Origin of the sequence: Streptomyces sp. NBC_00057 (assembly GCF_045041165.1) — a bacterium.
In the GTDB taxonomy this organism is placed as follows: Bacteria; Actinomycetota; Actinomycetes; order Streptomycetales; family Streptomycetaceae; genus Streptomyces.
The window spans coordinates 6,233,498-6,260,249 of the sequence record NZ_CP108256.1; the positions used below are offsets into that span (position 1 = coordinate 6,233,498).

The window sequence follows — 26,752 nt, forward strand, 5'->3', positions numbered from 1 at the left end:
CGCGGAGCACGTCAGCGGCCTAGGGTGATCCGTGTGACGCAGCCTGCCTACCTCCGATACCCCCATGTCCAGGGCGATTTGATCGCCTTCACCGCCGAGGATGATGTCTGGCTGGCGCCGCTGGACGGCGGCCGAGCCTGGCGCGTCAGCGCCGACAACCGACCTGTCACCAACCCGCGGATATCTCCCGACGGAACCCGCGTCGCCTGGACGTCCACCCGGGACGGGGTGCCCGAAGTGCACATCGCACCGGTCGACGGCGGCCCCTCCAAGCGGCTCACGTACTGGGGCGACGCACGGACCTCCGTACGCGGCTGGACGCCCGAGGGCGACGTACTGGTCATCAGCACCCAGGGGCAGGCGTCGCTGCGGCGCAGCTGGGCCAGGGCCGTCCCGGTCGACGGCGGGCCCGCGCGGACCCTTCCGTACGGGCCGGTCGGCGCCCTCGCGTACGGGCCCGGCGGGCGGGTCCTGCTGCTCTCGGCCACCATGGGACGCGAGGCCGCCGCCTGGAAGCGCTACCGGGGCGGCACCGCGGGCAAGTTGTGGATCGCGGAAGCGGGCGCGACCGACGGCCCGGCGGAGTTCGTACGGCTGCACGAGGACCTCGACGGGAACATCGAATCCCCGATGTGGGTGGGTGACCGCGTCGCCTTCCTTTCCGACCACGAAGGCGTGGGCGCGCTCTACTCCTCGCTCTCCGATGGCTCGGATCTGCGCCGGCACACCGGCATCGAGGGGTTCTACGCCCGCCACGCGACCACCGACGGAACCCGCGTCGGCTACTCCTCGGCGGGTGAACTCCGGCTGCTGGACGACCTCGAAGGCTCCGAGCCCCGTCGTATCGACATCCGGCTCGGCGGCCAGCGCGCCGACCTCCAGCCCCACTCGGTGCACGCCGGCAGCCACCTCGACTCCGCGTCCCCGGACCGTACGGGCCGCGGCAGTGCCGTCGGGACGCGCGGCGCCGTCCACTGGGTCACCCACCGCGAGGGCCCGGCCCGGGCGCTCGCCGTCGAACCGGGCGTACGGGCCAGGATGCCCCGCACCTTCCAGGCCGACGGCGACCAGCACGTCGTCTGGGTCACCGACGCCGAGGGCGACGACGCCTTGGAGTGCGCACCCGCCACCGGCACCGCGCCGGGCGCCGTACCGCGCCGCCTCGCCGCGGGCCGTATCGGCAGGGTCCTCGACCTGGAGGCGGCCCCGGACGGCAGCCGGTTCGCCGTCGCCGCGCACGACGGGCGGGTACTGATCGTCGAGCGGGAGAGCGGCGAGGTCCACGAGGTGGACCGGAGTGAGCACGGCGACGCCTCAGGCCTTGTCTTCTCGCCCGACTCCTCCTGGCTCGCCTGGTCGCACCCCGGCCCCGAGCCGCTCAGGCAGCTCAAGCTCGCGCACCTTGCCGATCTGTCGGTCGCCGAGGCCACCCCGCTGCGCTTCCGGGACTTCGCCCCCGCGTTCACCACCGACGGCAAGCACCTCGCGTTCCTCTCCGAGCGGTCCTTCGACCCGGTCTACGACGCCCATGTCTTCGACCTGGCGTTCATCGGCGCCTGCCGTCCGCATCTGCTGACGCTCGCCGCCACCACGCCCTCCCCGTTCGGGCCGCAGCGCCACGGCCGTCCGACCGAGAAGGAGAAGAGCGGCGGCGAGGGCGAGGACAACCCGACCGCGCTGCCCGTCACCCGGATCGACCTCGACGGACTCGCCGACCGGATCGTGCCGATGCCCGTCGAGGCCGCCAGCTACTCCACGCTGCGCGCCGCGAAGGACGGGCTGCTGTGGCTGAGCCATCCGGTGACCGGGGTGCTCGGTACGAGCGGCGCCACGCCCGACGCCCGCCGGCCCGAGACCGTCCTCGAACGGTACGACCTGGAGAAGCTGCGCTGCGAGGAACTCGCCTCGGACGTCGACGGCTTCGCGGTCTGCGGCGACGGCAAGCGGATCGTCCTGCACACCCGGGGCAAGCTGCGCGTCGTACCGTCCGACAGCCGTGTCCCGGCCGGCGACGACGACCACGACGGCGGCAGCGACAGCAGCGTCACCGTCGACCTCTCCCGGATTCGCCGGACCCTCGACCCGGCCGCCGAGTGGCGTCAGATGTACGACGAGGCCGGGCGCATCATGCGGGACAACTTCTGGCGTCCCGACATGGGCGGCATCGACTGGGACGGAGTCCTGGACCGCTACCGCCCGGTGCTGGAGCGCGTCGCCACCCATGACGACCTGATCGACCTGTTGTGGGAGGTGCAGGGCGAGCTCGGCACCTCGCACGCCTATGTGACGCCGCCCGGCGGATGGCGCGACGACTCGGCCCGACAAGGGCTGCTCGGTGCGGACATCTCCCGTACGGACGCGGGCAGTTGGCGCATCGACCGGATCCTGCCGTCGGAGACCTCCGACCCGGCGGCCCGCTCGCCGCTCGCCGCACCCGGGGTGGCGGTCCGCGTCGGGGACGCGATCCTCGCCGTCGACGGGCACCCGGTCGACCCGGTGGCCGGGCCCGGACCGCTGCTCACCGGCTCGGCCGGCATACCGGTCGAGCTGACCGTCTCACCGGTGGACGGCGGTGACCCGCGCCATGTCGTCGTCGTACCGGTCGCCGACGAGGAGGCGCTGCGTTACCACGCGTGGGTCGCCGACCGGCGGGCCTACGTCCACGAGCACTCCGGCGGACGCCTCGGCTACCTCCATGTCCCCGACATGGTCGGCTCGGGCTGGGCGCAGCTCCACCGCGACCTGCGGATCGAAGTGGCCCGCGAGGGGCTGGTGGTGGACGTCCGGGAGAACCGCGGCGGCCACACCTCGCAGCTGATCGTGGAGAAGCTCGCCCGGCGCATCGTCGGCTGGGACCTGCCGCGCGGGATGCAGCCGTACAGCTACCCGGAGGACGCACCGCGCGGCCCCGTGGTGGCCGTCGCCAACGAGTTCTCCGGCTCGGACGGCGACATCGTGAACGCCGCGATCAAGGCGTTGCGCATCGGGCCGGTGGTCGGCACGCGTACCTGGGGCGGGGTGGTCGGCATCGACAGCCGGTACAAGCTCGTGGACGGGACGTCGGTCACCCAGCCCAAGTACGCGTTCTGGTTCGAGGGTTACGGCTGGGGTGTGGAGAACCACGGGGTCGATCCCGATGTCGAGGTCGTGATGGCGCCGCAGGACCATGCCGCGGGGCGGGATCCGCAGTTGGACGAGGCGATCCGGATCGCGCTCGCGTCGCTGGCGGAGACGCCGGCGAAGCGGGCACCGGAGCGGCCGGGAGCGTAGGGGGCGAGTGCGCCTGCGGCGGGCCCTGCCCCCAGCCGCCCCTTCCCGAACTGGGGCTCCGCCCCCGGATACGGGAAGGGTCGGGCAGGGGAACGAGCCCGCCGCAGGCGTCCCGATACCATGCCGTACAACGATCACCACCGACCGAGGAGCCGACCCCATGGCGGGAGAACCGCAGCCCGACTGCCTGTTCTGCAAGATCGTCTCGGGTGACATCCCGGCAACCATCGTCCGGGAGACCGAAACCACCGTCGCCTTCCGGGACATCAACCCGCAGGCCCCCACCCACGTACTCATCATCCCCCGCGTCCACCACCCGGACGCCGCCGCTCTCGCCGCCGCCGAGCCGGGGATCGCCGCCGACATACTGCGTGAGGCCGGACACATCGCCGCCGACGAGAAGATCGTGGACAGCGGCTATCGGGTCGTCTTCAACACCGGCTCCGGCGCCGGCCAGACCGTCTTCCACGCGCACGCCCACGTCCTGGGCGGCCGCGGACTGCAGTGGCCCCCCGGCTAGAACGGTCGATCGCACACCGTGTCCGTACGCGAACTCGTGGTCCTCGGCACCGCCAGCCAGGTCCCGACCAGGCACCGCAATCACAACGGCTATCTGCTCCGGTGGGACGGCGAGGGCATCCTCTTCGACCCGGGGGAGGGCACTCAGCGCCAGATGCTGCGGGCCGGCGTCGCCGCGCACGACATCAACCGGATCTGCGTCACACACTTCCACGGCGACCACTCGCTCGGCCTGGCCGGGGTGATCCAGCGGATCAACCTCGACCAGGTCCCGCACCCGGTCACCGCGCACTACCCGGCGAGCGGACAGCACTTCTTCGAGCGGCTGCGGTACGCGACCGCCTACCGCGAGTCCGTCGAGCTGACCGAGGCCCCGGTCGCCGCCGACGGGGTGCTCGCGGCCACGGACGCGTACACGCTCAGCAGCCACCGGCTCTCGCACCCCGTCGAGTCGTACGGCTACCGGCTCGTCGAGCCCGACGGGCGCCGCATGCTGCCCGCGAAGCTCGCCGAGCACGGCATCAAGGGGCCGGACGTCGGCCGGATCCAGCGAGAGGGCTCCCTCGGCGGTGTCACGCTCGACGACGTCTCCGAGCGCAGGCGCGGGCAGCGGTTCGCGTTCATCATGGACACAAGGATCTGCGACGGCGTGCACGTGCTTGCCGAGGGTTGCGACCTGCTGGTCATCGAGTCGACCTTCCTCGACGAGGACGAACGACTCGCCACCGACCACGGCCATCTGACCGCCGGCCAGGCGGCCCGGGTGGCCCGGGACGCGGGCGTACGGCACCTCGTGCTGACGCACTTCTCGCAGCGGTACGACGACCCGGCCGTCTTCGAGGCCCAGGCCCGCGCCGCAGGGTTCGAGGGCGAACTGACCGTCGCCCGGGACCTCGGCCGGGTCCCCGTACCCACCCGGCACCTCTGAAACACATCAGAACCACCATTTGTGAGCGTGAAAAACCCGTGCACCTTCCCAAAGCCGAACTCCACCTCCACATCGAAGGAACCCTCGAACCGGAGCTGGCCTTCGCGCTCGCCGAACGCAACGGCGTGCAGCTGCCGTACGCGAACACCGAAGAGCTCCGCACCGCCTATCTCTTCGACGATCTGCAGACCTTCCTCGATCTGTACTACGCCCTGATGGCGGTCCTCCGGACCGAGGAGGACTTCGAGGAACTCGCCGACGCGTATCTCACCCGCGCCGCCGCCCAGGGCGTCCGGCACGCGGAGATCTTCTTCGACCCGCAGGCACACACCGCCCGCGGCGTCCCGATCGGCACCGTCGTCGACGGGCTCGGCCGGGCGCTGGACCGCAGCGAGGAGAAGCACGGCATCTCCACCCAGCTGATCATGTGCTTCCTGCGCGACCAGTCCGCCGAGTCGGCGCTGGAGACCCTGGAGGCCGCGAAGCCGTATCTGCACCGGATCAGCGCGGTCGGCCTCGACTCGGCGGAGGTCGGGCACCCGCCCGTCAAGTTCCGTGAGGTGTACGAGGCGGCCGGGGCGCTCGGGCTGCGCAAGGTCGCCCACGCCGGCGAGGAGGGCCCGCCCGAGTACATCCGGGAGGCCCTGGACGTCCTCGGGGTCGAGCGCATCGACCACGGGCTGCGCTGCATGGAGGACGCGGACCTGGTGAAGCGGCTGGCCGCCGACCGGGTGCCGCTCACCCTCTGCCCGCTGTCCAACGTGCGGCTGCGCGCCATCGACACGCTGGAGGGGCACCCGCTGCGGGCCATGATGGCCGCCGGACTGCTCTGCACGGTGAACTCCGACGACCCCGCCTATTTCGGCGGATACGTCGGGGACACCTTCCATGCCGTCCACGAGGCGCTCGGCCTGGACCACGAGCAGTTGCGTACGCTGGCACGCAACTCCTTCGAGGCGGCTTTCCTCGACCACGACGAGGAGCGCAGGGCGCGCTATCTGGCCGAGGTCGAGGCGTACGAGTTCGACTGACCGACCGAACCCGACGGGCCGGCCGTCCGGAACGCGTTCCTGACCGGGCGCCTGCGACGCAGCGCGGGCAGGCTGATCTCCGTGACGGCCTGCTCGGGCGCGCCCAGCTTGGGCACGGCACCGGGCACCGCTCCGGTGGTGACGGCGAGCAGCGCGGCCGGTGCGCCACCCCTGCGGCGCACCGATCCCGGCACCAGCGGACGGCCACCGGTGTGCAGGGCGACAGCCGTGACCGGGGCCGCGACCAGGAGCGTGACGGCGCCCAGGATCAGGCCCATGGCCGGGTAGCCGGCCTGCTCGGACAGCACGCTGCCGAGGACCGGTCCGCAGGCCACTCCGACGGATGAGGCGGAGCCCGCGAGCACCGCCCAGCGGCCGCGTACGTCCAGGGAGGCGGCCAGGCCGATCAGATACGACAGGACCACCGGGTAGACGGTGTTCCACAGGATCTCGCCGGTCGCGAACGAACCGAGGTTCCCGGCCGACGAGCTGAGCACGATGCTCAGCGCGATGATCACGGTGCCCAGACCGATCGGCACCGCCCGGCCGAGCCTGGCGCCCAGCACCCCGGCGCCCATCACCCCGAGCAGGCCCGCACCGAGCGCGGCGGCGAACACCGCACCGACGGTGACCTCGGAGAGCCCGACCTGGACCACACCGATCCGGCCGCTGACGCCCCACAGCGCGTTCTGCGCCATGGACCAGACGAGCATTCCGCCCGCCAGCACCAGACCGGAACGGCGGTGCGGCAGCCGGCCGGCGACGGGGGCGGCGGGGCCGCTGGGCGCGGCACCGCCGAGCCGCGCGGTGGCGGGCCAGACGAACAGGGCGGCCAGGGCGATCGAGGCGAACGGCAGCCGGTGGCCGCCGCCGAGGTGCGGGATCGTCAGATAGAGGGCGCCCGCCGTCGCGGAGACGCTGAGCAGACCGAGCGACGAGGTCCGGTGCGGATCGCGCTGGGCGGCGATGCCCGCAGCGGCCACCGCGGTCGCCGTACCGGAGCCGAAGCCGCCGATCATCGCGCCCGTGACCACCAGCGGCACCGAGCCCGCCAGCGCTGCGCAGCCGTACCCCACCATGGCCAGCACCAGTCCGGTCCGGGCCGCCCTTCGCGGTCCGTACGTCTCGACCCGGCCCGCCAGCGTGAACCCCGCGGTGGCTGAGCTCAGCAGCAGGGCGCTGCCCACCAGACCGGCCTGGGCCGTACTGAGGCCCAGATAGACGGAGAGCCGCCCGACGATGGTGGGGAGCAGATAGGCGGCGAGGTAACCGGCGGTGAACACGGCGACCAGGGGCCACGCGGCGCGAGGGCGCGAGGACATGGGCGTTCCTGAAGACATGCCGAAGGAGGCGGAGAGGGCAGGGGAGGGCAATGCGGGAAATACGGGGGAGACGGGGCACACGGCGGCGACTGTTGCCGACGGGGCTCGCGGGCCAATTTGTATCAACTGCTTCAGGCTGGCCGAAAGGCGCCTCTATATGATCTGGGCCACATGTGCGTTTACCCTCCGGCCGTCCGGGTAGCCGCCACCGTTTATGCAGGTCAGCGTCTGTATGCGCGGGGTCGTCGCCGACCCTCCGGAAGCGGCGGCGCGGACCCTCCGGTTACGGGGGTGAATCGGGCACACTGGCCAGATCTGCCACGACCGGGGAGTGCAAGGTGAGCACAGACATTCCAGGCGTCGACCCACTGGACGGGCTGCGCGCCCCGCAGGACCCGGACTGCGACGTCTTCCTCACCGGCACGGTCTTCCTCGACATCATCTTCACCGGCCTGGACAGCGCCCCGGTGCGCGGCACCGAGTCCTGGGCGCGCGGCATGGGTTCCAGCCCCGGCGGGGTCGCCAACATGGCCACCGCGCTGGCCCGGCTGGGGCTGCACACCTCGCTGGCCGCGGCGTTCGGCGACGACCACTACGGGGAGTACTGCTGGGACGCCCTGGAGCAGGGCGAGGGCATCGACCTGTCGATGTCGCACACCGTCCCCGGCTGGCACTCGCCGGTGACCGTCTCGATGGCGTACGAGGGCGAGCGGACGATGGTCTCGCACGGCCACGAGGCCCCGGGCCCCGCGGGCACCCCCGGCGTCGCGATCCCCGCCGAGGAGCCCGCGTTCCCGAGCTGCCCGCCCCGTGCCCGGGCCGCCATTGCCTCGCTCGTCCCCGGCCGCAGCGAGCCCTGGGTCGCCAAGGCGGCCAGGAACGGCGCCCGGATCTTCGCCGACGTCGGCTGGGACGAGACCGGCCGCTGGGACCTGGACGCCCTCGTCGACCTGGAGCACTGCCAGGCCTTCCTGCCCAACGCCGAGGAGGCGATGCGTTACACCCGCACCGACTGCCCGCGAGCCGCCGCCCACGCCCTGGCCGAGCGGGTACCGCTCGCCGTGGTCACCCTGGGCGCGGAGGGCGCGTACGCGGTGGACGCGGCGACCGGGGCGAGCGCCGAGGTACCCGCGATCGAGGTCGAGGCGCTGGACCCGACCGGGGCGGGCGATGTCTTCGTCGCCGGATTCGTCACCGGCACCCTGGCCAACTGGCCGCTGGCCGACCGGCTGGCCTTCGCCGGACTCACCGCGGCGCTCTCGGTGCAGGAGTTCGGCGGGTCGCTGTCGGCGCCGGACTGGGAGGAGATCGCCGCCTGGTGGCAGCAGGTCCGCACCTTCGCCGACCAGGACCCGGCGGCGCTCCAGCGATACGCGTTCCTGGAGGAACTGCTGCCCGCCGCCGCCAGGCCGTGGCCGCTGCGCCGGGCCGTCCCGACGATCGGCTTCCGCCGCCCGGCGTAACCCCGGGCACATCTGTTCGCAGCCTGTGCGAAAAAGCCCTCGGTGTTGTCAGTGCGGAGTCGTACGCTTGGTAATCCAGAGGTTGTCGATCGGCGAGAACCTTGCAACGGGAGGTATGTGCAGGCCACAGAGCCGGCCCATGACTCAGACACCCACAGCCCAGACCCCCGCGCCGGGGCAGGCACGAGCCCAGTTCACCGTTCCGGCCAAGCATCCGATGGTGACCGTTCTGGGCTCAGGTGACGCCCTGCTGCGCGTGATCGAGACGGCCTTCCCGGCGGCCGACATCCATGTCCGGGGAAACGAGGTCAGCGCCGCCGGAGACGCGACGGAAGTCGCCCTGATCCAGCGCCTGTTCGACGAGATGATGCTGGTGCTCCGCACCGGTCAGCCGATGACGGAGGACGCAGTGGAACGCTCGATCGCCATGCTCAGGGCGAGTGAGAGCGGAAAGGGGGACGGCCCGGAGACACCGGCCGAGGTGCTCACCCAGAACATCCTCTCCAGCCGCGGTCGCACGATCCGCCCCAAGACGCTCAACCAGAAGCGGTACGTCGACGCCATCGACAAACACACGGTGGTCTTCGGCATCGGCCCCGCGGGCACCGGCAAGACCTATCTCGCCATGGCGAAGGCGGTCCAGGCCCTGCAGTCCAAGCAGGTCAATCGGATCATCCTGACCCGTCCCGCCGTCGAGGCGGGCGAGCGGCTCGGCTTCCTGCCGGGCACGCTCTACGAGAAGATCGACCCATATCTGCGACCGCTCTACGACGCGCTCCACGACATGCTCGACCCCGACTCGATCCCGCGGCTGATGGCGGCGGGCACCATCGAGGTGGCGCCCCTGGCGTACATGCGCGGCCGCACGCTCAATGACGCGTTCATCATTCTCGACGAGGCGCAGAACACCAGCGCCGAGCAGATGAAGATGTTCCTGACGCGGCTCGGCTTCGACTCGAAGATCGTCGTCACCGGTGACGTCACCCAGGTCGACCTGCCGAACGGGACCAGGAGCGGTCTGCGTCAGGTCCAGGACATCCTGGACGGCGTCGAGGACGTGCACTTCTCCCGGCTCACCTCCCAGGATGTCGTCCGGCACAAGCTGGTCGGCCGTATCGTCGACGCGTACGAAAAGTACGACAGCCGAGACAGCCACAACAGGAAGTAGTCGCAGCGCACCATGTCGATCGACGTCAACAACGAGTCCGGAACCGAGGTCGACGAGCAGGCGATCCTCGACATCGCCCGCTACGCGCTCGCGCGGATGCGGATCCACCCGCTCTCCGAACTCTCGGTGATCGTGGTGGACACCGACGCCATGGAGCAGCTCCACATACAGTGGATGGACCTGCCGGGGCCCACGGATGTCATGTCCTTCCCGATGGACGAACTCCGTCCGCCGTCCAAGGACGACGAGGAGCCCCCGCAGGGGCTCCTCGGTGACATCGTGCTCTGCCCGGAGGTCGCCAAGAAGCAGGGCGAGGACTCTCAGACGCAGCACTCCATGGACGAGGAGCTCCAGCTCCTCACCGTCCACGGAGTGCTGCATCTCCTCGGGTACGACCACGAGGAGCCGGACGAGAAGGTCGAGATGTTCGGTCTCCAGGCCGCGATCGTCGACGGCTGGCGCGCCGAGCAGGGCCTGACCGGCCCGTCGCCCGCGCCCACCGTGTCGTGAGCGTTCCCCTCGTCCTGGGCGCCGTCCTGCTGGTCGTCGGCTGGCTGGCGGCCTGTGCGGAGGCGGGCATCGCCCGTACGTCCAGCTTCCGGGCCGCCGAGGCGGTCCGTTCCGGTCGGCGCGGCAGCCAGAAGCTGGAACAGGTCGCGGCGGATCCGACCCGTTACCTCAATGTCGCCCTGCTGGTGCGGGTCGCCTGCGAGATGTCGGCCGGTGTGCTTGTCACGTACGTCTGTCTGAAGGAGTTCCCGGAGACCTGGGAGGCACTGGCCGTCGCCATGGCCGTGATGGTTCTCGTCTCCTATGTCGCCATCGGTGTGTCGCCGCGCACCATCGGCCGTCAGCACCCGCTGAACACGGCCACGGCAGCGGCGTACGTCCTGCTGCCGCTGGCCAGGGTCATGGGCCCCATCCCGCAGCTGCTGATCCTCATCGGTAACGCGCTGACGCCGGGCAAGGGGTTCCGCAAGGGACCGTTCGCCAGCGAGGCCGAACTGCGGGCGATGGTCGACCTCGCCGAGCAGGAGTCGCTGATCGAGGACGAGGAGCGCCGCATGGTGCACTCGGTCTTCGAGCTCGGTGACACGCTCGTACGCGAGGTCATGGTGCCGCGGACCGACCTGGTCTGCATCGAGCGCTACAAGACGATCCGGCAGGCGCTGACCCTGGCGCTGCGCTCCGGTTTCTCGCGGATCCCCGTCACCGGGGAGAACGAGGACGACATCGTCGGCATCGTGTACCTCAAGGACCTGGTCCGCAAGACGCACATCAACCGCGAGTCGGAGGCCGATCCGGTCTCCACGGCGATGCGGCCGGCGGCGTTCGTGCCCGACACGAAGAACGCCGGCGATCTGCTGCGCGAGATGCAGCAGGACCGCAGCCATGTCGCCGTCGTGATCGACGAGTACGGCGGCACGGCGGGCATCGTCACCATCGAGGACATCCTCGAAGAGATCGTCGGCGAGATCACCGACGAGTACGACCGCGAACTCCCGCCCGTCCAGGAGCTGGAGAACGGCTGCTTCCGGGTGACCGCACGCCTCGACATCGGCGACCTCGGAGAGCTGTTCGGCCTCGACGAGTACGACGACGAGGATGTGGAAACGGTCGGCGGACTGCTCGCGAAGGCGCTGGGCCGGGTGCCGATCGCCGGGGCGTCGTCGGTCGTCGACCTGCCGGACGGCCGCCGGTTGCGGCTGACCGCGGAGTCCCCGGCCGGCCGCCGGAACAAGATCGTCACGGTGCTGGTGGAGCCCGTGGAGCCGGAAGGGGTGGACGCGGGGTGACTCCGCAGCAGCTGAGGGCGTTCTGCCTGGAGTTCAACGCGAGCGTCGAGGAGTTCCCGTTCGGGCCGGAGGCGTCCGTCTTCAAGGTGCTCGGCAAGATGTTCGCGCTCACCGCGCTGGATGCGCGACCGCTGACGGTGAACCTCAAGTGCGATCCGGACGAGGCGGTGCGGCTGCGGGAGGAGTACGACGCGGTGGTGCCGGGCTGGCACATGAACAAGCGGCACTGGAACACGGTGACGGTGCCCGGGGTGCCGGACCGGGTGCTCCGTGAGCTGATCGAGGACTCCTACGACCTGGTGGTGGCGGGGCTGCCGAAGGCGGAACGGCTGCGGCTGGACCGGGCGTAGGTCCCCGCGGGGGTGGGGCGGGGCGGGGAACAAGCCCCCCGGTTCGTATGCTCGGCACATGACTGAGAGCACCGACCTCGGCCCCGAGGACCGCAAGATCGTCACGCTGGCGCGCAGCGCCCGCGCCCGCAACGGTGTCCCGGAGGGCGCGGCCGTACGGGACGAGACCGGACGTACGTACGTCGCGGGCACCGTGCAGCTGGAGTCGCTGAAGCTCAGCGCTCTGCAGACCGCCGTGGCGATGGCCGTGGCCAGCGGCGCCACCTCGCTGGAGGCGGCCGCGGTCGTCTCCGAGGCGCAGACCCCGTCGGACGCGGACCGAGCCGCGGTACGAGACCTGGGCGGCCCGGACACACCGGTACTGCTCGCCGGACCCGACGGCACGCTGCGGGTCAGCGTGACGGCGGGCTGACGCCGACAGAATCCGCACACCGTGTACGAACGCCCCGCACCCCACCGGCGCGGGGCGTTCGCACACCATGTGAGGGGAATGAGGATCTTGACAGCATCTGATGGTCCATCAGTCGATGCATTTCGCTTCCATTGACTTCTTTTCGGCCGGAGTCGTCAATGGGCCCCCTGTCGGCGCAGAAGAACCGCTGCGCCGCATCCGGCAGGAGGGGGCTCCATGCGTCCGACCGTTCGAAGAATCAGCCTGCGAAGATCCGATTTCCGAAAACGTCCCGCGCGCGGCCGCCGCTGGGCCGCCACGCTGGGTGTTGGCGCGCTCGTCATCGCCGGGGGAGGGGGACTCGCAGGCCCGGCGCAAGCCATGGCGACGGCCTCCGTACCGGTGGACTTCCCGACCCACTGCATTCCGCCGGCCATCGCGGGCATCCCGCCGATCGACGGGCCCACGAAGGCCGAGATCACCGTCGACAACGCCGCTCCGGAGGTGGGCGACACGGTCACGGTCACGTACACCGTCGTCAAACCGGCCGCGGGCAACCCGGTCGATCTGGCGCTGCCCGCCGACATCATGACGCCGACCGGCAAGGTCACCGTCGGCGGTGCGCAGTCCGCGAGCGTCACCGTCGCGGGCCCGAAGAAGAACGACCCCGTACCCGGCAAGGGCGACTTCCCGTCGTTCTCGATGACCGGCACCTTCACGGTCACCGCACCCGGTCAGATCACGCTGTCGCCCGGCGACTACAACATCCACACCAGCTACATCATGGAGCTGGACACCCCCTGCACGGTGACGAACCCGCCCGCTCCCGTCTCCGAGACGATCATTGCGACGGACGGCGGCGGTCAGGTCAACGAGCGTGCCATCCAGCTCGGGACCGCATCCGGCAAGGCGGGTGACGCGGTCACCGTGACCGGGTCGAAGTTCACCGCGGGTGCGGACATCACGCTCGCGGGCCGGGCCGGTAACACCCGGACCGCCGACACGGCCACCGTCAAGGCGGACGGCTCCGGCGGCTTCAGCGGCCGACTCACCGTCAACGATCCGGCGACCACCGGCATCGTCGCCTACGAGGGCGGCAGTTGGGACGCGGCCAAGGGTGCGGGCCCGCAGGCCTACACCGTCACCGGTGGCGGCGGCGAGATCCCGGACGGCAGCCAGCGGCTCAACTCGTCCGTCAAGGCGGGCACGCTGTCCATGGTCCAGGCCGGGGACACCGTCGAGATGTCGGCGGTCGACTTCGGGAGGGGTGCCGCCTCCCGCGGCTCCCTGCAGACGGTGACGGTCGAGGACTACCGCGGCGGACCCGCCGGCTGGTCCCTGACCGGAAAGGTCACCGACTTCAAGGGTCCCGGCGGCGCGACGATCGGCGCATCCGCACTCGGCTGGACCCCGGTCTGCGCGACCAAGGCCGGCAGTCCCAGCACCTGTGCGGCCGGTTCCGAGGGACCGGTCGGCAGCGCGGGCGCCACGCTGGCGTCCACGCCGAACGGGAACTTCACCGGCGGCGAGTTCACCGTCGACGCCCGGCTCGCGCTGAACGTACCGGCGTACACCGCCCCCGGCGCGTACTCCGGCGTGCTCACCCTCACCCTCACGTGACCGAGCAGCCCCGATCAACCGGTGGACCGGGCGCGCACCCGCCCGGACCGCTCCGAACCGAGACCAACCGACCGACCCGGAGGCCTTGCACCGTGCGCAAGCTGTACGTACTCCTCGTGGCCGGCGCCCTCATGCTGATCGGAGCCCCTGCGGTCCACGCCGCGGACAACGGCAGCTGGTCGGTCTACCCGGCCACCACACAGGACGGTCAGCGCCCGTACTTCTACCTCTCCGCCGACCCCGGCGCCACGCTCGACGACAAGGTCACCGTCACCAACAAGACGGACCGGCCGCAGACCTTCCGGCTGTACGCGGCCGACGCCTACAACACCGCACGCGACGGCGGATTCGCCGTCCGCGCCCAGAACGAGAAACAGCGCTCGGTCGGCGCCTGGGCGAGGACCGACCGCGAACGGGTCACCGTGCGCCCGCACGGCTCGGTCACCGTCCCGGTCACCATCACCGTCCCGAAGGACGCCGAGCCGGGCGACCACCCCGGCGCACTCGTCGCCCTCGACGAACGCATCGACCCCGCCGACGCGGGAGCCGTCGCCGTCGGCATCCAGAAAGCGGTGGGCGCCCGGATCTATCTGCGGATCAACGGACCGACCATGCCCGCGCTCTCCGTCGACGACATCGAGGTCGAGCACACCCAGCCGCTGGTCCCGGGAACCGGCAGCAGCCGGGCCGTCATCTCGTACACGCTCCACAACCGGGGCAATGTCACCCTCAGCCCCAAGGTCGCTCTCAAGGCCGAGGGCCTCTTCGGCCGCACCCTGCTCGCCCGGGATCTCAAGAAGATCCCTTCCGAACTGCTGCCCCGCCAGCAGGTCAGGCTGACCGAACAGTGGGCCGACGCGCCCCAGCTGGAATGGGGCGAGATCGAACTGACCGCGAGCGCCCGCGGCACCCGCGAATCCGCCGCCGTCTCCTACTTCGCACTGCCCTGGCTGGTGGCCGGGGTCCTGCTGATGATCGTCGGCGGGGGTACGGGGATGTGGATTCGGGCCCGCCGGAGCCGTACCCGCAGGGCCTGGGACGACGCGCGACAGGCCCCGCCGCGGCCCTTGGTACGGCGGGGCCGCCAGGATCGGGGACAATGGGCGCCATGAGCGTTCGACCTGACACAGAAGCCGCTGCACAGCAGGCTGCGAACAACGCCCCCCACCGGGCCGGTTTCGCCTGCTTCGTGGGCCGCCCCAACGCGGGCAAGTCCACCCTCACGAACGCTCTGGTCGGCCAGAAGGTGGCGATCACCTCCAACCGGCCCCAGACCACCCGGCACACCGTGCGCGGCATCGTGCACCGCGAGGACGCGCAGCTGATCCTCGTCGACACCCCCGGCCTCCACAAGCCGCGCACGCTGCTGGGCGAGCGTCTCAACGACGTCGTACGGACCACCTGGGCCGAGGTCGACGTCATCGGCTTCTGCCTGCCCGCCGACCAGAAGCTCGGCCCCGGCGACAAGTACATCGTCAAGGAACTCGCGGGCATCAAGAAGACCCCGAAGATCGCCGTCATCACCAAGACCGACCTGGTCGACTCCAAGCAGCTCGCCGAACAGCTGCTCGCAGTCTCCCGCCTCGGTGAGGAGCTCGGCTTCGAGTGGGCGGAGATCGTCCCGGTCTCCGCGGTCAAGGACAAGCAAGTCGACCTGCTGGCCGATCTGATCGCCCCGCTGCTCCCGGAGAGCCCGCCGCTCTACCCGGAGGGCGACCTCACCGACGAGCCCGAGATGGTCATGGTCGCGGAGCTGATCCGCGAGGCCGCGCTCGAAGGCGTACGGGACGAGTTGCCGCACTCCATCGCGGTCGTCGTCGAGGAGATGCTGCCGCGCGAGGATCGCCCGGCGGACAAGCCGCTGCTCGACATCCACGCCAACGTCTACATCGAGCGCCCCAGCCAGAAGGGCATCATCATCGGCCCGAAGGGCAAGCGGCTGAAGGACGTCGGCACGAAGTCGCGCAAGCACATCGAGGCACTGCTCGGCACGCCGGTCTTCCTGGACCTTCATGTGAAGGTCGCCAAGGACTGGCAGCGCGATCCGAAGCAGCTGCGGAAGCTGGGGTTCTGACCGCCGCCCGGTGGATTCAGCGGTACGCCCGTCTCACGCGCCCTCCTTCAGGACGCGTGAGACCAGTGCGCGCTGGGCTTCGGTAAGTCTCGGGTCCGCGCAGTGGACCGTCCGGTCGCCGACCGTGATCCGGTAGTGGAAGCCGTCCGGTACACCCTGGGGCGGAGTGTGGTGGCCCGCGGCGAGCGCCGATTCGGCCAGGGCCTCCCACTCCGAGGCGTCGGCCCGTCCGGTGGTGTCGACCTCGCGGTGGCGTGCGATGCCGGCGAAGCCGCCGGTCCTGCTGACCTGAATCCGCATGCGGTGTCCTCCATCGCCGGACGGGCCGGAACTGTTCTACGCGGTCGGGACGCCCACCTCCGACCATGCCTTCAGGACCGCCTCCGCCTCGTCGCCCTCCCCGAAGCGGCTGCGGGCCGCGGCCACCGTCAGCCGGGCGAAGGACGCGAAGTCCGCGTCCACGGCCAGTTGACCACCTGTGAGCACATCGAACCAGAGCTGCCCGGCCCGCTCCCACGCATTGCCGCCGAGTGCCGTCGCCAGCAGATAGAACGCGCGGTTCGGGATGCCCGAGTTGAGGTGCACTCCGCCGTTGTCCTCGCTGGTGTGGACGTAGTCCTCCATCGACGAGGGCTGCGGGTCCTTGCCGAGTACATCGTCGTCGTACGCGGTTCCCGGTGCCTTCATCGAGCGCAGGGCGTCGCCCTGGACCCGGGGCGCCAGCAGCCCGGCGCCGATCAGCCAGTCGGCCTGGTCGGCGCTCTGGCCCAGCGAGTACTGCTTGACCAGGGAGCCGAAGACGTCGGACACCGATTCGTTGAGTGCGCCGGACTGGCCGTAGTAGCTCAGATTGGCGGTGTACTGGGTCAGGCCGTGCGCCAGCTCATGGGCGATCACATCGATGGCGACGGTGAAGTCCAGGAAGATCTCCCCGTCCCCGTCGCCGAAGACCATCTGCTCGCCGTCGAAGAAGGCGTTGTTGTACTTCTCGTCGTAGTGCACGGAGCCGATCAGCGGCAGCCCGTTGCCGTCGATCGAACGGCGGTCGTACGCCTTGAGCAACAGTTCGAAAGTGGCGCCGAGTCCCGCGTACGCGCGGTTGACGCTTGCGTCCTTCGTCGGCTCCTGGCCCTCGGCGCGGACCTCGGTGCCGGGCAGCTGGGTGCGGTGACGGCAGTCGTACAGCGTCCGGTCGGGCTTGTCGGACGCCTCCCCCTCGGTCGCGGGGGCGACAGGCACGGTGACGACCGTTGCCATCTGGCGGCGGGTGCGGCGGGCGGCGTCGCTCTCCAGGGTGCGGCGGGCGGGGCCCGCGAGATCGGGGTTGTCGGACTGCGACAGCTTGTCGAGGACATGGGGCGGCACGATGGTGCAGAAGACGGGGTGGAACCCGTGCTGAGACTGAGGCTGCATGGAGCCGACTGTGGCACCGGGTAACTGTGATGTCACTGGTTGCGACCAGGATTGACGAAATGGAGTGATCGATCACGCTTGGGCGTTTCCGGCGTCCGGTCCCGCATACTGATACGGGACGGACGCATCAGGCGCCTCTCGGCTACTCTCGTCGCATCATGCGTTTCGGGCTGCTTCTTCTTAGCTGCCGCGGCGAGGGCCTGTAGTCGTAGGCCGACCCCCTCCCCGCGGAGTCTGGTGTTGCAGCGACACAGTCGGCCGTCCCATTGGTTGGACCCCCGAGGAGCCGTACGCCATGACCGCCGCAAATCCCGCTCGGACCCCTGCTGAGACCACTGTCGGCCGGCCCACGCCGATCACCAACGCGACTCAGCTGCAGAAGCCGTCCGGGATGCCGATCCACAAGTACGGCCGCTACGAGGCCGTCGAGATCCCCGACCGCACCTGGCCGGACAACCGGATCACCGTCGCGCCCCGCTGGCTGTCCACCGATCTGCGCGACGGCAATCAGGCGCTGATCGACCCGATGTCGCCGGCCCGCAAGCGCGAGATGTTCGATCTGCTCGTACGCATGGGCTACAAGGAGATCGAGGTCGGCTTCCCGTCCTCCGGCGAGACCGACTTCGCGTTCGTCCGCTCCATCATCGAAGAGGGCGCGATCCCCGAGGACGTGACGATCTCCGTACTGACGCAGGCCCGCGAGGACCTGATCGAGCGGACCGTCGAATCCATCGTCGGCGCCCGCCGCGCGACCGTGCACCTGTACAACGCGACGGCACCCACCTTCCGCCGGGTCGTCTTCCGCGGCTCGAAGGACGACATCAAGCAGATCGCCGTGGACGGCACCCGGCTGGTCATGGAGTACGCGGAGAAGCTGCTGGGCCCGGAGACGATCTTCGGCTACCAGTACAGCCCCGAGATCTTCACCGATACCGAGCTGGACTTCGCCCTGGAGGTCTGCGAGGCGGTCTGTGACGTCTGGCAGCCGGAGGAGGGCCGCGAGATCATCCTCAACCTGCCCGCCACCGTGGAGCGTTCGACCCCGTCCACGCACGCGGACCGGTTCGAGTGGATGTCGCGCAACCTGTCGCGCCGCGAGTTCGTCTGTCTGTCGGTCCACCCGCACAACGACCGCGGCACCGCCGTCGCCGCCGCCGAACTGGCCATCATGGCCGGTGCGGACCGGATCGAGGGCTGCCTGTTCGGCCAGGGCGAGCGCACCGGCAACGTCGACCTGGTCACCCTGGGCATGAACCTGTTCTCGCAGGGTGTCGACCCGCAGATCGACTTCTCGCAGATCGACGAGATCCGCCGCACCAGCGAGTACTGCAACCAGATGGAGGTCCACCCGCGCCACCCCTACGCGGGCGACCTGGTCTACACCGCCTTCTCCGGCTCCCACCAGGACGCCATCAAGAAGGGCTTCGACGCCATGGAGGCCGACGCGGCCGCCCGGGGCAAGACGGTCGACGACATCGAGTGGGCGGTGCCGTACCTGCCGATCGACCCGAAGGACGTCGGCCGCTCGTACGAGGCCGTGATCCGGGTCAACTCGCAGTCCGGCAAGGGCGGAATCGCCTACGTCCTGAAGAACGACCACAAGCTGGACCTGCCGCGCCGGATGCAGATCGAGTTCTCCCGGATCATTCAGGCCAAGACCGATGCCGAGGGCGGCGAGGTCACGCCGACGCAGATCTGGTCCACGTTCCAGGACGAGTACCTGCCGAACCCGGACAATGCCTGGGGGCGCGTACAGATCCGCTCCGGCCAGACGACGACCGGCTCCGACGGCCGGGACACCATCACCGTCGAGGCGACGGTGGACGGCGCGGACACCGAACTGACCGGTACCGGAAACGGCCCGATCTCCGCGTTCTTCGAAGCGCTGCAGGCCATCGGCATCGATGCCCGTCTGCTGGACTACACCGAGCACACCATGAGCGAGGGCGCCAGCTCCCAGGCCGCCGCGTACATCGAGTGCGCGATCGACGGAAAGGTCCTGTGGGGCATCGGCATCGATGCCAACACCACGCGTGCCTCGCTGAAGGCGGTCGTCTCCGCCGTCAACCGCGCCACCCGCTGACCCGGTGCCCGAAAGGGCATGAAGTCGCACGGCCGAAGACCCCGTCCACCCGTATCCGGGGGGCGGGGTTCGGCCATATCCGGCGGTTGTGACGATCGAGGTGCTGACGCCACATCACGACTGTGGTTAACATCACGTCCACACGGCAATGCTGCCGGAGCGTTACGGAGGTGTGCGACGTGCGGTCAGCCCTGGGACAACGCGCCAAGAAGCTGCGCATCTGCGGCATCCGCACCATCTGGGACACCGTCGGTGACGGCGAGTTCTTCTGCCCCGGCTGCGGCGGTGACCGCAACTACCGCCGGCTCACCGGCCGTCGCCGTTTCGCGGTGCTCGGCGTGCCGATGCTGCGGCGCGGCACCGCGGGCCCCGTCGTCGAATGCGCCGCCTGCCGGGCGCACTTCGGCACCGATGTGCTCGACCACCCCACCACCACCCGGTTCTCCGCCATGCTCCGGGACGCCGTCCATACGGTCGCGCTCGGCGTCCTCGCGGCCGGCGGCACCACCTCCCGTACGGTTCTGGAGACCGCGGCCGCCACCGTGCGCGACGCCGGATTCGACGACTGCACGGAGGAACAGCTCTCCACCGTCGTCGAGGTCCTCTCCGCCGACATCGGCAACGGCTCCGCCTTCGACCCGGCGGCCGAGGCCTGCGGAGCGGCCCTCGCCATCGAACTGCACGAGGCGCTGGACCCCCTCGCCCCGCATCTGGCCCCCGCCGGACGCGAGTCGATCCTGCTGCAGGGCGCCAGGATCGCGCTCGCCGACGGCCCGTACGGGCAGTCGGAGCGCGAGGTGCTGACCACGGTCGGCGCGGCGCTGCAGCTCTGCGCCGAGGACACGGTCCGGCTGCTCGCCGCAGCGGCACGTACCCCCTCCTGAACGGCCCCGTCTGCACCGGGCGCGTACTCCCGCGGGAGTAATCGGGCCCGTTCGCCCACTGCGGCAGTAGCCGCGAAGTCGGCCCCGGGTGCGACGTACCGTCCGCTTTCCGCCAGGAGTCTGGAGAGGAACCAGACACCCGGCGGAGAGGGGGGCCCGTCATGAGGGCCGCAGTGAAACCAAGTGGCACGCGGTCGCGGCCACGCAACCGGCGGCGCGTGCTGCCCTGGGCGATCCTTGCCCTTTGGGTCGCCGCGATCGCGCTCGCCGGGCCGCTGGCGGCCGAGCTCGGCGGTGTACAGACCAACCGCGCCGTCGACTACCTCCCGGCGAGCGCCGACTCCACCCAGGTGGCGAAGATCCAGGACGCGCTGCCCGGCGGCGAGGCCACCGAACTCGTCCTCGTCTACCACCGCGACGGCGGACTGACCGCCGCCGACCGGACCCTGGCCGCCGAGCAGACCGCCGAGGTCGCCCGCGGCCACGCACTGACCAGGACACCGAGCCCCGTCCCGTCCGAGGACGGCACGACCCTGATGTTCCCGGTCTCCTCCACCGAGCCGGGACAGGACGACGACGCCAGGACCGCCTTCGTCGACGAGGTGCGCGCGGTCGCCGAGGGCGGCGGCGGACTGAGCGTCGACGTCGGCGGCCCCGGGGCGCTGAACACCGACGCGCAGAAGGTCTACGAGTCCCTCGGCGGCCCGCTGCTCTACACGACCGTCGCCGTGGTGGCGATCCTGCTGATCCTCATCTACCGCAGCCCGCTGCTGTGGCTGGTGCCGCTCGTCGTCGCGGGCGTCGCCGACGCCCTGTCCATGGCCGTCGTGTACGGACTCAACCGAGGCTTCGACATCACCGTCACCGGCCAGAGCTCCGCCGTGATGACCATCCTCGTCTTCGGCGCGGGCACCGACTACGCGCTGCTGCTCGTCTCCCGCTACCGGGAGGAACTGACCCGCATCGACCGGCCGTACGACGCCATGGTGGCCGCCCTGCGCGGCTGCGGGCCCGCGGTCATCGCCTCCTCCGGCACCGTCGCCGCCGGTCTGCTGTGCCTCCTCGCCGCCGACCTCACCAGCAGTCGGGGCATGGGCCCCATCGCCGCCGTCGGGGTGCTCTGCGCACTGCTCGCCATGACGACGCTGCTGCCGGCGCTCCTGGTGCTGCTCGGCCGCCGGGTGTTCTGGCCGCTCGTTCCCGCGTACGGCAGCCTGCCCAAGCAGCGTCGTTCGCTGTTCGCCGCGATGGGCGGCTCGGCCGGGCGCAGGCCGCTGGCCGTGCTCGCCTGCGGGGGCGTGCTGCTGGGCGCGCTGGCGCTCGGTACGTTCAACCTGCCCGGCGATCTCAAGCAGGAGGACTCCTTCTCCAGCAAGCCGGACTCGATCGTGGCGATGGAGACCCTCGCCGCCGCCTACCCGGGACGCTCCACCCAGCCGATCACCGTGATCACCCCCACCGAACGGGCCGGGGCGGCCCTGGCGAAGGCCCGTGCCACCGAGGGCGTCGCCGCCGTCGAACGCGGCCGCAGCGGCGGCGGCTGGACCGAACTGTCCGTCGTCGCCACCGACCGGCCCGAGTCCGCGGGGGAGCGGGCGACCATCGAGGCCCTGCGCGACTCCCTGGACGGCAGCCACGTCGGCGGGCCCAGCGCCCAGCAGATGGACGCGGAGACGGCCAACGCCCGGGATCTCAGGATCGTCGTCCCACTCGTCCTGATCTCCGTCCTACTGATCCTGATCGCACTGCTGCGCAGCCTCGTCGCTCCGCTGCTGCTGGTCGCCGCCGTCGTCGCGGTGTGGGGCGCCTCGCTCGGCATCGGCGGACTCGTCTTCGAACCGCTCCTCGGAATGAAGGGCACCGACCCCGGGCTGCCGCTGCTGTCCTTCGTCTTCCTGGTGGCACTCGGCGTCGACTACGGCATCTTCCTGATGCACCGGGTCCGCGAGGAGACCCTCTCCGGCACTGCATCGACAGCCGCCGCACTCACCGCACTGCGCACCACGGGCGGGGTGATCGCCTCGGCGGGCCTGGTGCTCGCGGCCACCTTCGCGGTCCTGATGAACATGCCGATGGTGAGCCTGGTCCAGATGGGCTTCGTCATCGCCGTCGGCGTACTCCTCGACACCTTCCTCGTCCGCACCTATCTGGTGACCTCGGCGAGCGTGGCACTCCAGCGGAAGATCTGGTGGCCGGGCGCGCTCAGCCGGACCCCCGCCGCACCGGACGGCCCCCGCGAACCCGAACTCCTCACAACCGCCTGACGGATTCCCCACCCGTACCGGAGGATGGCAAGCGTGTCCCGAACCGCGCGCCGTCGTGAGCGCATCCTGGCCGTCGTCAACCGCGACCCCATGGAAGCACCGCACAAGACGCGCACCGACGCCCTCATAGCCGGGGGCGCCGGTGCGCTCTGCGCCGTACTGGCCCTTCTCACCGACACCGCCAGGTCACCCGACGCACTCGGCTGGGTGCTGCTCATCGCGAGCGCCGTGCCGATCGTCTGGCGGCGGCGCAACCCGCTGCTCGCTCTGCTCGCCATGATTCCGCTCCTCATCCCGTACCACGCGCTCGACAACGCACACACGGCGCCGATGCCGCAGACCTGGATCGCCCTCTACACCGTGGCGGTGACCGGCCGTCCGCTGCGCACGGTGCTGACCGGGGTCGGCGTCCTGTCCGTCATGGTGACGGTGGTGCTCACCATCAACACCCATGAGGGCATGCAACTGCTGCGCATCTCAGGCTGGATCGTCGCCGTGCTGTTCTGCGGCGTCGACATGCGCGTCTACCGCCAGTACATGGCCTCCGTGCTGGAACGCGCCGAACGCGCCGAGCGCACCCGTGAGGAGGAGGCCCGGCGGCGGGTCGCCGAGGAACGGCTGCGGATCGCCCGCGATCTGCACGATCTGCTGGCCCACAGCATCACCCTCATCGGCGTCCAGACCTCGGTGGCGTCGCACATCCTGACCGTCGACCCGGACCGGCTCGACCGGCGCGCGATCGCCGCATCGCTGGAGGACATCGCCGACACCTGCCGGGAGGCCCGGGCCGAGCTGCGCACCACCCTGGAGGTGTTGCGCGACGGCCGGCACGACAGTCACGGCCGGCACGACGCGGAAGGCCCGCTGCCCGATCTGGCGGCGCTGCCCGGTCTCGTACGGGCCGCCGAGGTGGCCGGGGCACACGTCGACCTCGCGGTACGCGCCCCGGCCGGCCGGCTCGCCCCGGCGACCGGCGCGGCCGCGTACCGCATTGTGCAGGAGTCGCTGACCAATGCGGTACGGCACGCGGGAGCCGGTGTACAGGTCAGGGTCGCCGTGGCACCGGACGGCGGCAACGCGCTGCGGGTCACCGTCACCGACGACGGCACAGGACCCCCGAAGGACGGTTCCGCACCAGGGTTCGGCATTGTGGGCATGCGGGAACGGGCCCGCAGCACGGGCGGCACGCTGGACGCGGGACCCCGCCCCGGCGGCGGCTTCGAGGTCTCGGCGCTGCTGCCGTTCCAGGAGGTGGAGGCCACACCATGATCCGCGTACTGCTCGCCGACGACCAGACCCTGGTACGGGCGGCCTTCGCGATGCTCGTCGAATCCGACCGGGACATGGAGGTCGTCGGCCAGGCGGGCAACGGTCTCGAAGCCGTCGAGCTGACCCGCGCGCACCGGCCCGACCTCGTCGTCATGGACATCCGGATGCCCGAGCTCGACGGCATCGAGGCGACCCGCCGCATCGCCGCCGACGAACACCTCGCCGGAGTGAAGGTGCTGGTCCTGACCACGTACGACACCGATGAACACATCGTCGACGCACTGCGCGCGGGCGCCTCCGGCTTTCTCGTCAAGGACACCAGGCCCGCCGAGCTCCTGGCCGCCATCAGGACCGTGGCGGCGGGCGAGTCCCTGCTCTCGCCCGGGCCGACCGCCCGGCTCATCGCCAGGGTACTGAGCAGCCCCCGAACCCCGCCCGCCGGAGTACCGGGCGGTCCGGACCGCCTCTCCGAACGGGAGCGTCAGGTGCTCTGCCTCGTCGGGCGCGGACTGAACAACGCCGAGATCGCCGAGACCCTCGGCCTCAGCCCGCTTACCGCGAAGACCCATGTCAGCCGGATCATGGGCAAGGTCGGCGCCCGCGACCGGGCCCAGCTGGTGATCGTCGCGTACGAATCGGGGCTGGTCGTACCGGCCGCCGGTGGGGCGGACGGAAAGTGAGCGGCCCCGGCCCGGGGGCGGGCCCGATGAGCCGTTCCCGTACCGGACAATGGACGCATGAGCTTGTTCCGGGACGACGGCGTGGTGCTGCGCACGCAGAAGCTGGGCGAGGCCGACCGGATCATCACGATCCTGACCCGCGGCCACGGCCGGGTGCGGGCCGTCGCACGCGGCGTGCGGCGTACGAAGTCCAAGTTCGGGGCACGGCTGGAACCTTTCTCCCACGTCGATGTGCAGTTCTTCGCCCGGGGCAGCGAGCTGATCGGCCGTGGTCTGCCGCTCTGCACCCAGAGCGAGACGATCGCCCCGTACGGCGGCGGCATCGTCACCGATTACGCCCGCTACACCGCGGGCACCGCGATGCTGGAGACCGCCGAGCGGTTCACCGACCACGAGGGCGAGCCCGCGGTTCAGCAGTACCTGCTGCTCGTCGGAGGGCTGCGTACCCTCGCCCGCGGCGAACACGAGCCGCATCTCGTCCTCGACGCCTTCCTGCTGCGTTCGCTCGCCGTCAACGGCTACGCACCCAGCTTCGAGGACTGCGCGAAGTGCGGAATGCCCGGACCGAACCGGTTCTTCTCCGTCGCGGCGGGCGGCGTCATATGCGGCGACTGCCGGGTACCCGGCAGCGTCGTACCCTCGGCTGAGGCCGTCACCCTGCTGAGCGCGCTGCTCACCGGCGACTGGGAGACGGCGGACGCGTGCGAGGCGCGTCATGTCAGGGAGGGCAGCGGACTGGTGTCCGCCTATCTGCACTGGCATCTGGAGCGCGGACTGCGCTCACTGCGGTACGTAGAGAAGTGAATCAGGCAGATCAGGCACAGGGAGCGAGACAGTTCATGGCAGTACGCGGGATTCTCGGCGGCCGTAACCGGCGCGACTACAAGACCCCGGAGCCGCACCCCTCCGGTGCCACGCCCCCGAAGATCCCCGGCGAGCTGGTGCCCAAGCACGTCGCCGTCGTGATGGACGGCAACGGCCGCTGGGCCAAGGAACGCGGCCTCCCGCGCACCGAGGGCCACAAGGTCGGCGAGGGCGTCGTCATGGACGTCCTCAAGGGCTGCATCGAGATGGGCGTCAAGAACCTCTCGCTGTACGCGTTCTCCACCGAGAACTGGAAGCGGTCCCCCGAGGAAGTGAAGTTCCTGATGAACTTCAACCGGGACGTCATCCGCCGCCGCCGCGACGAGATGGACGAACTGGGCATCCGCATCCGCTGGGTGGGGCGCATGCCGAAGCTGTGGAAGTCCGTCGTCCAGGAGCTCCAGGTCGCCCAGGAGCAGACGAAGGACAACGACAGGATGACGCTGTACTTCTGCGTCAACTACGGCGGCCGGGCCGAGATCGCCGACGCCGCGCAGCGCATCGCGCAGGACGTCGCGGCCGGGAAGCTGGACCCGTCCAAGGTCAACGAGAAGACGTTCGCGAAGTACATCTACTACCCGGACATGCCGGACGTCGACCTCTTCGTCCGCCCCAGCGGCGAGCAGCGCACGTCCAACTACCTGATCTGGCAGAGCGCATACGCCGAGATGGTCTTCCAGGACGTGCTCTGGCCGGACTTCGACCGCCGCGACCTGTGGCGGGCATGCCTGGAGTTCGCCCAGCGGGACCGGCGCTTCGGCGGCGCGGTGGAGGCGGCCCAGGAGCCGAAGGGCTGAGAGCCTGTCGGGTGACCTCCGATCGTCCGCCCGATCAGAGGTCACCCGACAGGCTCTGAGGAAGGGGGGTCCGGGGGCGCCGCCCCCGGGCCGTCATCCCTTCGCGCACTCCGCGCACGTCCCGAAGATCTCCACCGTGTGGGCCACGTTCACATACCCGTGCTGTGCGGCGATCGTCTCCGCCCACTGCTCCACCGCGGGCCCCTCGACCTCCACGGCCTTGCCGCACATCCGGCACACCAGATGGTGGTGGTGGTCGCCGGTCGAGCAGCGCCGGTACACGGACTCGCCGTCCGTGGTGCGCAGCACATCGACCTCGCCCGCATCGGCAAGGGACTGAAGCGTGCGGTAGACGGTGGTCAGCCCGACCGAGTCACCGCGGTGCTTGAGCACATCGTGCAGCTCCTGGGCGCTGCGGAACTCGTCCACCTCGTCGAGCGCCGCCGCCACCGCCGCCCGCTGCCGGGTCGACCGGCCGCGTACCGGGGCCGCGTTCGTTCCACTGATCGGCGCTGTCGCCACAGCAGCCTCCTCGTGTCGCCCGTACCTGTGTCGGGCCATTGTGC

24 protein-coding genes are annotated in these 26,752 nt (G+C 70.6%); 20 read left to right on the forward strand and 4 right to left on the reverse strand.

The window, feature by feature from the left end:
• Positions 1-33: 33 nt before the first annotated feature.
• From OG953_RS29265 to OG953_RS29280, 4 genes are all read left to right on the forward strand, one after another.
• A complete protein-coding gene (locus OG953_RS29265; RefSeq protein ID WP_405688018.1) occupies positions 34-3,270 on the forward strand; it encodes a S41 family peptidase in 3,237 nt (1,078 codons plus the stop codon).
• Between the two features lie 160 nt (positions 3,271-3,430).
• Entirely contained in the window at positions 3,431-3,790 is a 360-nt protein-coding gene (locus tag OG953_RS29270; protein WP_393697811.1) for a histidine triad nucleotide-binding protein, read from the forward strand.
• 18 nt (positions 3,791-3,808) lie between these two features.
• Positions 3,809-4,717 (forward strand): ribonuclease Z, encoded by a 909-nt coding sequence (locus tag OG953_RS29275; RefSeq protein ID WP_405688019.1) that lies wholly within the window; start codon positions 3,809-3,811, stop codon positions 4,715-4,717.
• A gap of 38 nt (positions 4,718-4,755) precedes the next feature.
• The gene (locus OG953_RS29280) at positions 4,756-5,748 is read left to right on the forward strand and encodes an adenosine deaminase (protein ID WP_405688021.1); all 993 of its coding nucleotides are present in this window, start codon (positions 4,756-4,758) and stop codon (positions 5,746-5,748) included.
• Here the strand turns inward: OG953_RS29280 and OG953_RS29285 are convergent.
• Positions 5,712-7,070, reverse strand: a complete 1,359-nt coding sequence (locus OG953_RS29285) for an MFS transporter (RefSeq protein WP_405688022.1) — start codon at positions 7,068-7,070, stop codon at positions 5,712-5,714. The genes OG953_RS29280 and OG953_RS29285 overlap by 37 nt on opposite strands.
• A 338-nt stretch (positions 7,071-7,408) precedes the next feature.
• Between OG953_RS29285 and OG953_RS29290 the strand changes: the two genes are divergently transcribed.
• The 9 genes from OG953_RS29290 to era all read left to right on the forward strand — a co-directional run bounded on the left by OG953_RS29290 (position 7,409) and on the right by era (position 15,932).
• On the forward strand, positions 7,409-8,533 hold the full coding sequence (locus OG953_RS29290; protein WP_405688023.1) for a carbohydrate kinase family protein: 1,125 nt from the start codon (positions 7,409-7,411) through the stop codon (positions 8,531-8,533).
• A gap of 139 nt (positions 8,534-8,672) precedes the next feature.
• A complete protein-coding gene (locus OG953_RS29295) occupies positions 8,673-9,701 on the forward strand; it encodes a PhoH family protein (RefSeq protein WP_405688025.1) in 1,029 nt (342 codons plus the stop codon).
• Positions 9,702-9,713: 12 nt separating this feature from the next.
• Positions 9,714-10,211 carry an rRNA maturation RNase YbeY gene (gene ybeY / locus OG953_RS29300; RefSeq protein WP_405688027.1) on the forward strand — a complete coding sequence of 166 codons (498 nt, stop codon included), beginning with the start codon at positions 9,714-9,716 and terminating at the stop codon, positions 10,209-10,211.
• Entirely contained in the window at positions 10,208-11,497 is a 1,290-nt protein-coding gene (locus OG953_RS29305; RefSeq protein WP_405688029.1) for a hemolysin family protein, read from the forward strand. Before ybeY ends, OG953_RS29305 begins: the two co-directional genes overlap by 4 nt.
• Positions 11,494-11,847, forward strand: a complete 354-nt coding sequence (locus OG953_RS29310) for an MmcQ/YjbR family DNA-binding protein (RefSeq protein ID WP_405688030.1) — start codon at positions 11,494-11,496, stop codon at positions 11,845-11,847. Before OG953_RS29305 ends, OG953_RS29310 begins: the two co-directional genes overlap by 4 nt.
• A 58-nt stretch (positions 11,848-11,905) precedes the next feature.
• On the forward strand, positions 11,906-12,259 hold the full coding sequence (locus OG953_RS29315) for a cytidine deaminase (RefSeq protein ID WP_266361613.1): 354 nt from the start codon (positions 11,906-11,908) through the stop codon (positions 12,257-12,259).
• Positions 12,260-12,475: 216 nt separating this feature from the next.
• Positions 12,476-13,858, forward strand: a complete 1,383-nt coding sequence (locus OG953_RS29320) for a beta-xylosidase (RefSeq protein ID WP_405688032.1) — start codon at positions 12,476-12,478, stop codon at positions 13,856-13,858.
• Between the two features lie 92 nt (positions 13,859-13,950).
• Positions 13,951-14,970 carry a WxL protein peptidoglycan domain-containing protein gene (locus OG953_RS29325; protein ID WP_405688034.1) on the forward strand — a complete coding sequence of 340 codons (1,020 nt, stop codon included), beginning with the start codon at positions 13,951-13,953 and terminating at the stop codon, positions 14,968-14,970.
• Entirely contained in the window at positions 14,958-15,932 is a 975-nt protein-coding gene (gene era, locus OG953_RS29330; protein WP_405688035.1) for a GTPase Era, read from the forward strand. The genes OG953_RS29325 and era overlap by 13 nt, the downstream gene beginning before the upstream one ends.
• A 33-nt stretch (positions 15,933-15,965) precedes the next feature.
• On the opposite strand, the gene OG953_RS29335 is transcribed toward era, so the two are convergent.
• Positions 15,966-16,232, reverse strand: a complete 267-nt coding sequence (locus OG953_RS29335; protein ID WP_405688037.1) for a protealysin inhibitor emfourin — start codon at positions 16,230-16,232, stop codon at positions 15,966-15,968.
• Positions 16,233-16,268: 36 nt separating this feature from the next.
• Entirely contained in the window at positions 16,269-17,345 is a 1,077-nt protein-coding gene (locus OG953_RS29340; protein WP_405688039.1) for a M4 family metallopeptidase, read from the reverse strand.
• Between the two features lie 295 nt (positions 17,346-17,640).
• Here OG953_RS29340 and leuA point away from each other — a divergent pair, with 295 nt between their 5' ends.
• The 7 genes from leuA to OG953_RS29375 all read left to right on the forward strand — a co-directional run bounded on the left by leuA (position 17,641) and on the right by OG953_RS29375 (position 26,186).
• A complete protein-coding gene (gene leuA / locus OG953_RS29345) occupies positions 17,641-19,428 on the forward strand; it encodes a 2-isopropylmalate synthase (protein ID WP_405688040.1) in 1,788 nt (595 codons plus the stop codon).
• A 179-nt stretch (positions 19,429-19,607) separates the two neighbouring features.
• Positions 19,608-20,312, forward strand: coding sequence for a TerB family tellurite resistance protein (locus tag OG953_RS29350; RefSeq protein WP_405688042.1), 705 nt, complete (start codon positions 19,608-19,610; stop codon positions 20,310-20,312).
• 161 nt (positions 20,313-20,473) lie between these two features.
• Entirely contained in the window at positions 20,474-22,576 is a 2,103-nt protein-coding gene (locus OG953_RS29355) for an MMPL family transporter (protein ID WP_405688043.1), read from the forward strand.
• 24 nt (positions 22,577-22,600) lie between these two features.
• Entirely contained in the window at positions 22,601-23,845 is a 1,245-nt protein-coding gene (locus OG953_RS29360) for a sensor histidine kinase (protein ID WP_405688045.1), read from the forward strand.
• Positions 23,842-24,525, forward strand: a complete 684-nt coding sequence (locus tag OG953_RS29365) for a response regulator (RefSeq protein ID WP_405688046.1) — start codon at positions 23,842-23,844, stop codon at positions 24,523-24,525. Before OG953_RS29360 ends, OG953_RS29365 begins: the two co-directional genes overlap by 4 nt.
• Positions 24,526-24,582: 57 nt before the next feature.
• Positions 24,583-25,329: a DNA repair protein RecO gene (gene recO, locus OG953_RS29370; protein WP_093897111.1), complete on the forward strand. Its 747-nt coding sequence runs from the start codon at positions 24,583-24,585 to the stop codon at positions 25,327-25,329.
• A 35-nt stretch (positions 25,330-25,364) separates the two neighbouring features.
• Positions 25,365-26,186: an isoprenyl transferase gene (locus tag OG953_RS29375; RefSeq protein ID WP_383971245.1), complete on the forward strand. Its 822-nt coding sequence runs from the start codon at positions 25,365-25,367 to the stop codon at positions 26,184-26,186.
• A gap of 93 nt (positions 26,187-26,279) precedes the next feature.
• Here OG953_RS29375 and OG953_RS29380 read toward each other — a convergent pair whose 3' ends face one another.
• Positions 26,280-26,708: a Fur family transcriptional regulator gene (locus OG953_RS29380; RefSeq protein ID WP_405688048.1), complete on the reverse strand. Its 429-nt coding sequence runs from the start codon at positions 26,706-26,708 to the stop codon at positions 26,280-26,282.
• Between the last annotated feature and the right edge of the window lie 44 nt (positions 26,709-26,752).

Coding starts and splice junctions, on each gene's coding strand:
- OG953_RS29315 (WP_266361613.1), top strand. CDS start 11,906: ATGACTGAGAGCACCGACCTCGGCCCCGAGGACCGCAAGATCGTCACG.
- ybeY (WP_405688027.1), top strand. CDS start 9,714: ATGTCGATCGACGTCAACAACGAGTCCGGAACCGAGGTCGACGAGCAG.
- leuA (WP_405688040.1), top strand. CDS start 17,641: ATGACCGCCGCAAATCCCGCTCGGACCCCTGCTGAGACCACTGTCGGC.
- OG953_RS29285 (WP_405688022.1), bottom strand. CDS start 7,070: ATGTCCTCGCGCCCTCGCGCCGCGTGGCCCCTGGTCGCCGTGTTCACC.
- OG953_RS29355 (WP_405688043.1), top strand. CDS start 20,474: ATGAGGGCCGCAGTGAAACCAAGTGGCACGCGGTCGCGGCCACGCAAC.
- OG953_RS29295 (WP_405688025.1), top strand. CDS start 8,673: ATGACTCAGACACCCACAGCCCAGACCCCCGCGCCGGGGCAGGCACGA.
- OG953_RS29375 (WP_383971245.1), top strand. CDS start 25,365: ATGGCAGTACGCGGGATTCTCGGCGGCCGTAACCGGCGCGACTACAAG.
- OG953_RS29335 (WP_405688037.1), bottom strand. CDS start 16,232: ATGCGGATTCAGGTCAGCAGGACCGGCGGCTTCGCCGGCATCGCACGC.
- recO (WP_093897111.1), top strand. CDS start 24,583: ATGAGCTTGTTCCGGGACGACGGCGTGGTGCTGCGCACGCAGAAGCTG.
- OG953_RS29365 (WP_405688046.1), top strand. CDS start 23,842: ATGATCCGCGTACTGCTCGCCGACGACCAGACCCTGGTACGGGCGGCC.
- OG953_RS29360 (WP_405688045.1), top strand. CDS start 22,601: ATGGCAAGCGTGTCCCGAACCGCGCGCCGTCGTGAGCGCATCCTGGCC.
- OG953_RS29340 (WP_405688039.1), bottom strand. CDS start 17,345: ATGCAGCCTCAGTCTCAGCACGGGTTCCACCCCGTCTTCTGCACCATC.
- OG953_RS29270 (WP_393697811.1), top strand. CDS start 3,431: ATGGCGGGAGAACCGCAGCCCGACTGCCTGTTCTGCAAGATCGTCTCG.
- OG953_RS29320 (WP_405688032.1), top strand. CDS start 12,476: ATGCGTCCGACCGTTCGAAGAATCAGCCTGCGAAGATCCGATTTCCGA.
- era (WP_405688035.1), top strand. CDS start 14,958: ATGGGCGCCATGAGCGTTCGACCTGACACAGAAGCCGCTGCACAGCAG.